Genomic DNA, 10,926 nt, shown 5'->3' on the forward strand with positions numbered 1-10,926 from the left:
GTCGTCGGCGCTTAGGAGTTTTGGGGGAAGCCGAGGTTGATTCCGCCGTGGCTGGGATCCAGCCAGCGGGTGGTGACGGCCTTGCCTCGGGTGAAGAATCCGACACCTTCAGAACCGTGGGCATGGGTATCTCCGAACAGGGAGTTCTTCCACCCGCCAAATGAGTAGTAGGCCATGGGCACCGGGACGGGGACGTTGATGCCCACCATTCCCACCTCAACTTCGTTCTCGAAGCGGCGGGCTGCACCGCCGTCGTTCGTGAAAATCGCGGTGCCGTTGCCGTACGGGTTGGCATTGATGGTGGCCAGGGCGTCGTCGTAGCTGTCCACCCGGACCACCGAGAGCACGGGTCCGAAGATCTCGTCCTGGTAGATGGACATATCGGTGGTGACGTGGTCGAACAGGGTGGGGCCCACGAAGAAGCCGTCGCCTTCGGCGTCGGGAACTACGCCACGACCGTCGACGACGAGCGTGGCACCTGCCGCTTCACCGGCGTCGACGTATCCCGAAACCTTATCCCTGTGCTGGGATGTCACCAGGGGGCCCATGTCGCAACCACGCAGTCCGTCGCCGGTGCGCAGGCTGCGGGCACGATCAGCGATTTTGTCCACCAGCGCATCGGCGACGTCGCCCACGGCCAGGAGCGCTGAGACAGCCATGCACCGTTCACCAGCGGAACCGAACCCTGCGTTAATGGCGGCGTCGGCAGCGAGGTCAAGATCGGCGTCGGGAAGGACAATCATATGGTTCTTAGCGCCGCCCAGGGCCTGGACCCGCTTGCCATGGGCGGTGGCGGTCTCGTACACGTACTTGGCGATCGGAGTGGAGCCCACGAAGGAAACGGCCTTGACGTCCGGGTGCGTCAGCAGGGTATCAACCGCCACCTTGTCACCGTGAAGGACATTGAAGACGCCGTCGGGCAGGCCGGCTTCTTTCCAGAGCTCGGCGACCCAATTGACGGCCGTGGGATCCTTCTCACTGGGCTTGATGATGACGGTGTTGCCTGCCGCGATCGCAATCGGGAAGAACCACATGGGAACCATTGCCGGGAAGTTGAACGGGCTGATGATTGCCACAGGACCCAGTGCCTGCCGGATGGAATGGATGTCCACTTTGGTTGAGGCGTTCTCCGTGTAGCTGCCCTTGAGCAGGTGCGGAATACCGCAAGCGAACTCCACCACTTCCTGTCCACGGGTTACCTCGCCCAGGGCATCATCCAAGACCTTGCCGTGCTCGGAGGTGATAATCGCCGCGAGCTCATCCTTTCGGGAGTTGAGGAGCTCACGGAAAGCGAAAAGGATCTGGGTGCGGCGAGCCAAGGAGGTATCGCGCCATGCCGGGAAAGCAGCTTTCGCGGAGGCGACGGCGGCATGACCGTCCTCGACGCTGGCCAAAGCAACCTGCCCGGTCACCTTTCCCGTGGCTGGGTTTGTGACGGGAGCTGTGCGGTCGCCGGCGGGGACGTAGCTGCCGTTGATCCAGTGCTCGATGGTGTTCAAGAGTTCTCCTTGGTGCAGGGGGGGGTGTTTTCGAAGGTTGGAATAAGTCTGTCCGTCGTGACGTCCGCCCAGAAGAGCCCATGTGTAAAGGAAACCTCGGCGAGCCTTACACTGTGTAAATGCTGCCTACCGTTCGCGCCATCCTCGGGCTTCCAGTGCTGCGAGCCGCCGCTCCCAAGGTCCTTGGCGGCACAACGGGATTGGACGCGCCCGTTCGTTGGGTGCACGTCAGCGAAATCCTCGACGTCGGCAACCTGCTGTCCGGGGGGGAACTGGTTCTGACCACGGGACTGGAGCTGGAAAAATCCCCGGAAGAATCGGCGTCGTTCATCCGGTCACTGGAGGAGGCCGGAGCCGCAGGATTGATCGTGGAACTGGTCGGGCAGCGCCAACGCAGCCGAACGGCCTTGGAGAAAGCCGCCCGTACGGCAACATTGCCGGTGGTTGTTGTGGAACATCGGGTGCGGTTCGTCCAGGTCACGGAGATCGTCCACAGGATGATCGTGGCTGAACAGCTGGAGCGCGTGGAACGCGCCCGGGACGTCCACGAAGCATTCACCGTGCTGAGCCTGGAAAGTGCCGACACCCAACGCGTCGTGGAGCAAGCAGCCACCATGATTGGGGCTTCAGTGGTGCTGGAGGACCTTTCGCACTTGGTGCTTGCCTACGCGGGTCACCACGTGTCCACCACGGATCTTCTGGACGACTGGGAGCGACGATCCAGGACCACTCCCTTCCCGGCACACACCGGACGGTCCGGACCAGAGCGATGGCTGCAGGCAGCAGTGGGAGTACGGCAACAAGTCTGGGGCAGGCTGGTAGTGCCCATGCCGTCCGCGGCTTTCGGCGCCGACGAAGACATGGCGATCATGGTTCTTGAGCGGGCCGCCCAGACCCTGGCGATCAACCGTTTGGCGGATCGCGATCAACGCGAGCTCAGCCATAACGCACAGGCCGGACTCCTGAACGCGCTCCGCCAGCCCCGTGGACTCAGCGAAGCGGAGGCACTTGCGCGGGCGGGTTCCTTGGGTTTGAAACGCTCGTCCTACTACGTTCCTCTGGTTTTCCGGACCGCCCTGCAGGCTTGGGGTTCCCCCGTCCTGCCCGCGGACCCCTTCGCCGGGCAGCAGGACGAACGCGAACTTCTCGAGCGGCTGGCCAAGGCGTTGAAGTCCAGCGCCGGCACAGCTTTGGTGGCAAGCATCCAGTCCGGTTCGGTGGGGATGATCCTCGCCCTCCCCGCCCGCCAGCAAGAGGAGGCGACCCTGCAAATCCTGGCCGGGGCCGCAGCAGGGCCAGGGGCTGATGCGACCTCCAACGCCCTACCCAATTCCGCGGTGCCCCCTGCATGGATCATTGGAGTGGGCCGCATGAAGGCAACGCTTTTGGAAGCCGCAGCCGGCATCGACGAAGCCGCCCATGTAGCGGAGAGTGCCGCTACGCTCCGGGAAGCGGGCAAGCCCTACTATCGGGCTACAGATGTGCGCCTTCGCGGGCTCCTGGCCCTCCTGCGCAAGGACCCACGCGTTCAGCAATTCGTGGAGTCGGAGTTGTCAGCCGTCCTCCAAGCGGACGCCGAGGGCAAGGGCGAGTATCTGGAACTGCTGGGGCTTTACCTCGGGTCCGGTGGCAACAAAGCAGCCATGGCGCGCAGCGGTTACCTGAGCCGCCCTACTCTTTATGCCCGGCTCGCCAAGTTGGAGGAACTGCTGGCCGTGGACCTGGACGACGCCGAATCGCGAACCTCACTGCATGTGGCGCTCCTGGCGCACCTCATCCGGGGCCAGTAACCGGGCGCCTTAGGTGCGACCATGGACGGATGGCAAAACCCTTCACCCTCACGCAGCTGCGGTACTTCGCCGTGGTGGCGGAACTCGAGAACATGACGGCAGCGGCCCAGCGACTGATGGTGACGCAGTCTGCGCTATCCGCGGCGATGGCCCAGTTGGAAACGAGCCTGGCCACGCAGCTGTTCGTTCGCCATAAGTCCCGGGGCCTTCGACTGACACAGAGCGGCCGGCAATTCGCCAAAGACATCAAGTCCTTCCTTGAGCAGGCAGATTCGCTGTATGAGTCCGCGCGAGGCCTGTCCACCACGCTGGTTGGCGAGCTGAAAGTTGGCGTCTTCGCCCCGCTGGCGCCTTTCCGCCTTCCTGCCATCCTGCAGACGTTCGAAAGCCGGCATCCCGGCGTCGAGGTTTCCATTCTGGAGGCGGATCTGGCTACGTTGCAGGACGCACTGATGGATGGCCGTTGCGATGTCGCCCTCACCTACGGCCTGGGCCTTGGCAAGGGTTTCGCGTACAAGGTGGTGGAGCGGGTTCCGCCACACATCCTGGTCCATGAGGGGCATCCGGCGGCGGGCCGCCCGGAACGTGAAATCTCACTGATGGAGCTCGACGGCGAGCCTTCCGTAGTGCTGGACCTTCCGCATAGCCGGGAGTACTACGAGCAGCTCTATGCCATGGCCGGAGTAGTCCAGAATGTCCGGCACCGATTCGCAGGTTATGAGACCGTACGCTCATTCGTTGCCAAGGGCCACGGCTATGCCATCCTCAATCAGCGGCTGCACAGTGACGTCACCTACTCAGGTGGAAAGGTAGTCCCTCTGGCATTGACGGATGCTTTCCCGCCGATCGAGGTGATGTTGGTCCGGCCGGAAGGAGTCCAGGCCACCCAACGGGTGTTGGCTTTCGAAGAGACCTGCCTGAAGTTGTACGGCGCCGTCCGGGACTAGGTCCCGACAACTGGGTTATCGAATAAGTCGATCGCAGAATCAAAAACAATCAATTGGACAGATGTGATCCGCGTCACCGAAGGTTGAACCAGTCCAGCTTCTGCACTACCGGGTAAATACCCCAAAGTGCCCGCCGTTGCAGTAAACGTCACCTCAGCTGGACCTCCGTTTGCCATCTTGATCAGAGGAGATTCGATGGTTCAGAACAGCGTAGAAAGTGTCCGTGTGGTTTCGGCCCACGGACCCATCCGCAACAACGAAGCAATATTCGCCGAAATCATTTCCCACAGCCGAAACACCGAATCGGCAGCAGGAAATCTGAGCACCCTAGCGTGGCAGTCATGACCCTCAATAAGCTTGCCGAGCAAGAATCGGCCCATGATCCGGCACCGTCGACGCCCACCACCACCGGCAATGTCCAGCCCCATCACAAGTCCACAGCCATGCAGAAGCGTGTCCTGGCTGGCGGCAGCGTCGGCCAGTTCATCGAGTTCTACGACTTCACCCTCTACGGCCTCACGGCCGTGGTGTTCTCTCAACTCTTCTTCCCGGGCAGCAACCCGCTGACGGCAATGCTGGCCACGTTCGCCACGTTCGGCGTGGCTTTCGTGGTCCGCCCCCTGGGCGGCCTGTTCTTCGGCGCACTGGGTGACCGGATCGGTCGGCGCCGGGTCCTCACCATCACCCTCATCGCGATCGGCGGAGCCACGGCCCTCATGGGGCTGCTCCCCACGTACGCCCAAATCGGAGCTTGGGCACCGGCCCTTCTGGTCCTCTGCCGGCTGATCCAAGGATTCTCCGCGGGTGGCGAATCCGTTGGTGCGCCGTCCTTCGTGTTCGAACATGCGCCCGTCAGCAAACGTGGTTTCTGGCTCAACATCACCATCGCAGCAACGGCGCTGCCATCGGTGGTGGCGGGCTCCATGATCCTGATCCTCAGCCAATCCATGCCCAATTCGGCGTTCATGGAATGGGGCTGGCGCTTGCCGTTCCTGCTCGCCCTCCCCCTTGCCTTGTTCGGAGTGTGGATCCGTAGCCGCACCGAAGAAAGCGATGTCTTCAAGAAGGCACAGTCCGGGCAGACCAAGGAGTTCAGCCCCATTCGCGAGGCCTTCCGCGAAAACAAGCTCCGCATGTTGCAGGTCATCTTCGTGATGGGCCTGACAGCAATGGGCTTTTACTTTCTCTCCGCCTACTTCGTCTCCTATGTCCAGACGACGGGAAAACTAAGCCGCGAGCAGTCACTGATGGTCAACGCCGCGGCACTGGCACTCTATGCCGTACTCCTGCCGATCGGCGGGCGACTCGGGGATCGTTTCGGCCGCAAGCCAATGTTGATCGCCGGTTCCGCTGCCCTGGCTTTGCTGTCCATCCCGAGCTTCATGCTCGTGACCAGCGGCAGCCTGCCCCTTGCACTGCTCGGCCAATCAATCTTCGTGGTGGCACTCTGCATCTACGGTGGCGGCTGCTACACGTTCTTCGTCGAAATCTTCACCACCAAGACACGCTTCACCTCGGCAGCTGTCAGTTACAACGGCGCCTACGCGATCTTCGGCGGCACCGCTCCACTGATCGGCACCGCACTGGTAGGCGCTACCGGGGTACCGCATGCGCCAGGCCTCTACATGGCGGCAGCTGCCGCCGTCGTACTTCTCCTGATCCTCTTCACCAAGGTGCCTGAGACCCGCGGCCGCATGGGCTGAGACCCACCGCACCCACTGCACTTCCAAGCACTCTAAGGACCCCCATGACTTCCTCCGCTTTCCTTCAGGACTTCCACCATGTGGCCACCATCGGCGCCACAGCTAACAACGGCGTCGACCGCCAGGCCGCAACGCCGGATGATGCCAAGACCCGCGCCTGGTTTGGGCAGTGGATTCACGACGCCGGATGGCAGCTTCAGGTGGATGGCATCGGCAATATGTTCGGGCTGCTTGAGTGGACGCCCGGGGCGCCCTTCATCCTGATCGGTTCCCATCTGGACAGCCAGCCGTTGGGTGGCCGGTTCGACGGCGCCTACGGCGTGATTGCCGCCCTGCACGCAGCCAGGGCCATTGACCTCGAAGTCAGGGCGGCCGGCACTGCGCCCCGCTTCAACCTGGCCGTCGTCAACTGGTTCAACGAGGAAGGCGGCAGGTTCGCACCATCCGTCATGGGAAGTTCCGTTTTCACGGGGCTGTTTGACCGTGAACAGATGTTGTCCGTCAAAGATCTCCAGGGCGTCTCAGTCCGTGAGGCGTTGGAAGGCATTGGTTACCTGGGCACGGACGCGGGACCGAAGGCCGCGGGCTATGCGGAAATCCATATAGAGCAGGGCCGCATCCTGGAACGGGAAGGAATCAGCATCGGTTTGGTGGACAGCAGCTGGTACACGCAGAAGCTGGACATTGAAGTGCTGGGCGAACAGTCCCACACTGGTGCCACCGCCATGGCAGACCGGCACGATGCCCTGGTGGCGGCATCGAAAATCATCCTGATGGTCCACGAGGTCACCAACGACTTCGACGAGGAAGCATTGGTCTCTTCCGTAGGCCAGCTGACGTTGGAGCCCAACTCGCCCATCGTCGTCGCACGTCGTGTGCACCTGGTGGCGGATTTGAGGTCGGGCGACCCGGAGATCGTCAATGCAGCCCGCGCCAGGTTGCTGGCCGACATCGGGAAACTGGCCGCTGAACATGACATCAAAGTCAACATCAAAGACTTCGACATCCGCCCCATCCGACGTTTCCCGGAAGCCGGGCTGGAACTATCAGCCAAGATCGCGGCCAACCTTGGGCTGTCTTCCCGCCGCATCCAGACCATGGCCGGGCACGATTCCGTGGCCATGAACACGGCCGTTCCGTCGGTGATGTTGTTTATCCCGAGCGTGGACGGCGTATCCCACTGCGAGCGCGAATTCACCAGCGACGAGGACATGGTGACGGGCGTGCAGATGCTGACGGGTGTTGCCCGGGAACTGGTGCAGGGAGAGCTGGCATGACCGCGTTGCACTACCTCGACGCCAGTACGGCCCTGGGTCTGTTCCGGCGCCGTGAGCTCTCTCCGGTGGAACTACTGCAAGCGGTGATCGACCGCATCGGGGAGGTAAACGGCGGCGTCAATGCGCTGACTGAGACACTCTTTGAGGAAGCCCTGCCGGCGGCACGAAAGGCAGCCACCCAGTATGCCCGAGGCCGGGACATTACTCCCCTGCTTGGATTGCCGGTGGCCGCAAAGGAAAAGCACGGGCTCCAAGGCCGCACGCTTTCCCAAGGTCTCGTGATGCGGAAGGACACCATTGCAGAGTCCGACCATCCTGTGATTGACAGGATTCGACGGGCCGGCGGGATCATCCATGCCCGAACCACCACGCCGGAATTGAGCTGCGCCACTGTCACGCACAGCCCGCTCTGGGGTGTCACCCGAAACCCGTGGAACCAACAGTTCTCCCCCGGTGGGTCATCGGGAGGTTCGGGTGCGGCGTTGGCTGCCGGGTTCGCGCCCCTGGCTACGGCGTCCGACATCGCTGGATCAACACGGTTGCCGGCGTCGTTCACTGGAACCGTTGGCTACAAGGCGCCCTACGGAAGGATTCCAGGGTTAGCCCCGTTGTCAGCGGACCACTACCGTGGTGATGGGCCCATGGCACGTACCGTGGCAGACACGGCATTGCTGGCGAACATCATGTCCGGGCGGCACCCCGGTGATCACACCACGGTGGCCGACACTTCGTCCATAACTCCGGATCCGGCAGCGGTGGCCGGTTTGCGGATCGCGCTTTGCCTACGCTTGGGCAATTACCCGGTAGCTCCCGACGTCGAGGCCAACACCCGTCGAGTGGCGGAAGCTCTGACGGCGGCGGGGGCCGTGGTGGAGGAGATCGTCCTCCCTTGGACTGTCGAGGAAATCAGCAGAACCATGTTCACGCACTTCGGATATCTGCTGGGTCCGGCCATGGAGGACGAAACGGCCGGTAGCGAGCCGCAGCTCGCCGCCTACACCAGGCGCTTCATGGCTGATGCCCGCGCGGCAGCCAAGGCCAACCGATATGTCGATGGGCTGCGCGCCGAAACCCTCCTGCAGGCGCAGCTGGCAGAGGCCATGACCGGGTTCAACGCGCTGCTGTGTCCGGCGTCGGCTATTCCAGCTCTGGAAGCCGACGCCGACTATCTCAACGGAATCGACGCCAACGGCCAACACCTCAGCCATTACTGGCAGGCACATATGACCGCGCCGTTCAACATTGCCAATCGATGCCCGGTCCTGGCCGTTCCCAGCGGCATGGCAGACTGCGGTATTCCCACAGGGGTGCAGATCGTGGGACATCCGTTCGATGACGCAACCGTATTCCACATCGGCGCAGCCGTGGAATCCGTACTTCCCTGGGCTGATCGCCACCCCATGGCACCCGAATTCGCGGGGCACTCCGGGTAGCGGAGCTACCCTACGCGCTCACCAGCCCCGCGACCTCGGCCACGAGTTCCACCGACCGCAGGCGCTCTTCGGTGCCAATGCTCTGGTGCGCCACGATCAGTTCATCGGCATCAGCGAACGCCGCGAACTCGTCGAGGTAATCGCGCACCACATCTTTGGTGCCCACGGCGGAGAACTTCATCATCTGGGCGATGTGCTGGCCCTGCGGGGAATCGAGCACCATGTCTGCTTCGTCGTCGGTGAATTCGCGACCGCCACCAAAGAACAGTGAGACACGGGCGCGCTTCACGGCGAGGTGGATGGCCTGGGCCTCGGCGTTGGAATCCGCGGCGGTAACGTTCACTCCGGCGATCACGTGAGGCTCGGACAGCTGGTCCGAGGGCTGGAATTCACGGCGATAAACAGCTACGGCATCCTGAAGCGCGGCAGGAGCAAAGTGCGAAGCGAAAGCGTACGGAAGGCCCAACTGGGCGGCCAACTGGGCGCCGAACAGCGAGGACCCCAGGATGTACAGCGGCACGTTGGTGCCCTTGCCTGGCGTCGCTTCAACACCTTGGATGCGGGTGGGACCAGTGAGGTAGCCCTGCAGTTCCAGGACATCCTGCGGGAACCTGTCCGAGGACGTGTGGTCGCGGCGCAGCGCACGCATGGTGTTTTGGTCACTGCCGGGGGCACGGCCAAGACCGAGGTCGATCCGCCCCGGGTGCAGCGTCTCCAACGTGCCGAACTGCTCAGCGATGGTCAGCGGCGAGTGGTTGGGCAGCATGACGCCACCGGCACCCAGGCGGATGGTTTTGGTGTGGGCGGCGACGTGGGCGATCAGCACGCTGGTAGCGGAGGAGGCAATCGCGGACATGTTGTGGTGCTCGGCGTACCAGACCCGGCGATAACCCAACTCTTCGGCCTTCTGCGCCATGGCCACGCTGCCCGCGAGGCTTTCCGCCACCGTCTGGCCCTTCCCGATGGTTGCCAGGTCGAGGATGGAAAGAGGAACAGTCACAGGAAAGGCCTTTCGGTACGTTTTTTTGTGCCCGCACGGTTGATTGCCGGGCACTCTAGCGACAACGACGACGACACCCGGCTTATTTCTGTGAGTTGCGTCGCGCTGTGGTTACCCAAGTTCCAGGGAACGGTTTTGTGACCCCGTTCGACGCCCGATTAACCGCCGTGAACCCCTGTATCCCAGCGTTTCAGATCGCTTTGACCGCTTCCCAGGAGCTGCCGGATAGTTGCAGCCACAAGGACGCATCAGACTTCCCGATTCGGGCAATCCAAGGAGAAATAATGGCACGCTTTGCTCTCAAGACCGGCGCCACCGCGGCGCTGGCCGCTACGGCGTTACTGGGGCTGGCGGCCTGCTCCGATCCCGGGGCGACGGCCGCAACGGGGGCGACCGCTCCGGCGTCGAGCGCTTCATCAAGCACCAAAGAGTTCAACCTGACCCCGCAGCAGGACCGCATCAAGGTGTCTGTGGACTCAGCCGCGGCCGCATTGGTTCCGGACGCCATCAAAGCGGACGGCAAGCTGACCGTGGTGACCACCGGCGGCACTCCGCCGTTGAGCACGTTTGCCACGGACAACAAGACCCTCATTGGCAGCGAAGTGGACATCGCCTACGCAGTGGGTGAGAGCCTGGGCCTTCAGGTGGAAGTGCTGCCCGTAGCGTGGGCCGACTGGCCGCTTGGCGTCGAATCCGGCAAGTACGAGGCCGTCCTCTCCAACGTCACTGTGACCGAGGCCCGTAAGGAGAAGTTCGATTTTGCCACGTACCGCAACGACCTCCTGGGCTTCTACGCCAAGACCGACTCGGACATCTCCACCATCAAGGAAGCCAAGGACGTGGCCGGGAAGCGCATCATCGTCGGCTCGGGCACCAATCAGGAAGCCATCTTGGTGCGCTGGGACGAGGAGAACAAGAAAAACGGTTTGAAGCCGGTTGAGTTCCAGTATTACGACGACGACTCCGCCTCCCAGCTCGCCCTCCAGTCAGGCCGCGCGGACCTGACGTTCGGACCCAATGCCTCCGCGGCGTACAAGGCTGCGAAAGATGGAAAGACCAAGGAAGTGGGCACGCTAGAAGGCGGCTGGCCGCTGAAGGCCGAAATTGCCTTCACAACCCAGAAGGGCAACGGACTCGCCGTCGCCGCCCAGGCTGCACTCAACACCCTCATCAAGGACGGCAACTACGGCAAGATCCTGGACCGCTGGGGACTCTCCTCCGAGGCCATTCCGGCGTCCGAGCTGAACCCGGCAGGCCTGCCCAAGAAGTAGGCTCGC

9 protein-coding genes are annotated in these 10,926 nt (G+C 62.8%); 7 read left to right on the forward strand and 2 right to left on the reverse strand.

The genetic code is table 11. From position 1 onward, the window contains the following. Positions 1-11: 11 nt before the first annotated feature. Positions 12-1,499, reverse strand: a complete 1,488-nt coding sequence (locus AC6CH8_RS17890) for a CoA-acylating methylmalonate-semialdehyde dehydrogenase (protein WP_498191706.1) — start codon at positions 1,497-1,499, stop codon at positions 12-14. A gap of 119 nt (positions 1,500-1,618) precedes the next feature. Here AC6CH8_RS17890 and AC6CH8_RS17895 point away from each other — a divergent pair, with 119 nt between their 5' ends. The 6 genes from AC6CH8_RS17895 to AC6CH8_RS17920 all read left to right on the forward strand — a co-directional run bounded on the left by AC6CH8_RS17895 (position 1,619) and on the right by AC6CH8_RS17920 (position 8,649). Beyond that, positions 1,619-3,289, forward strand: a complete 1,671-nt coding sequence (locus AC6CH8_RS17895) for a PucR family transcriptional regulator (RefSeq protein ID WP_498191707.1) — start codon at positions 1,619-1,621, stop codon at positions 3,287-3,289. A gap of 29 nt (positions 3,290-3,318) precedes the next feature. After that, positions 3,319-4,236, forward strand: coding sequence for a LysR family transcriptional regulator (locus tag AC6CH8_RS17900; protein ID WP_091469746.1), 918 nt, complete (start codon positions 3,319-3,321; stop codon positions 4,234-4,236). Between the two features lie 195 nt (positions 4,237-4,431). Then, positions 4,432-4,581, forward strand: coding sequence for a hypothetical protein (locus AC6CH8_RS17905; RefSeq protein WP_475037672.1), 150 nt, complete (start codon positions 4,432-4,434; stop codon positions 4,579-4,581). Further along, the gene (locus AC6CH8_RS17910) at positions 4,578-5,939 is read left to right on the forward strand and encodes an MFS transporter (RefSeq protein ID WP_498191708.1); all 1,362 of its coding nucleotides are present in this window, start codon (positions 4,578-4,580) and stop codon (positions 5,937-5,939) included. The genes AC6CH8_RS17905 and AC6CH8_RS17910 overlap by 4 nt, the downstream gene beginning before the upstream one ends. A gap of 44 nt (positions 5,940-5,983) precedes the next feature. Beyond that, positions 5,984-7,216 carry a M20 family metallo-hydrolase gene (locus AC6CH8_RS17915; RefSeq protein WP_498191709.1) on the forward strand — a complete coding sequence of 411 codons (1,233 nt, stop codon included), beginning with the start codon at positions 5,984-5,986 and terminating at the stop codon, positions 7,214-7,216. Beyond that, on the forward strand, positions 7,213-8,649 hold the full coding sequence (locus tag AC6CH8_RS17920) for an amidase (RefSeq protein ID WP_498191710.1): 1,437 nt from the start codon (positions 7,213-7,215) through the stop codon (positions 8,647-8,649). The genes AC6CH8_RS17915 and AC6CH8_RS17920 overlap by 4 nt, the downstream gene beginning before the upstream one ends. A gap of 10 nt (positions 8,650-8,659) precedes the next feature. Here the strand turns inward: AC6CH8_RS17920 and AC6CH8_RS17925 are convergent, their stop codons facing one another. Then, positions 8,660-9,649 (reverse strand): LLM class flavin-dependent oxidoreductase, encoded by a 990-nt coding sequence (locus tag AC6CH8_RS17925; protein WP_026005610.1) that lies wholly within the window; start codon positions 9,647-9,649, stop codon positions 8,660-8,662. 284 nt (positions 9,650-9,933) lie between these two features. On the opposite strand from AC6CH8_RS17925, the gene AC6CH8_RS17930 reads away from it, so the two are divergent. Further along, positions 9,934-10,920, forward strand: coding sequence for an ABC transporter substrate-binding protein (locus AC6CH8_RS17930; RefSeq protein ID WP_179017791.1), 987 nt, complete (start codon positions 9,934-9,936; stop codon positions 10,918-10,920). The last annotated feature ends 6 nt before the right edge of the window (positions 10,921-10,926 follow it).

The sequence above is a fragment of the Paenarthrobacter sp. GQ52 genome (assembly GCF_059759005.1).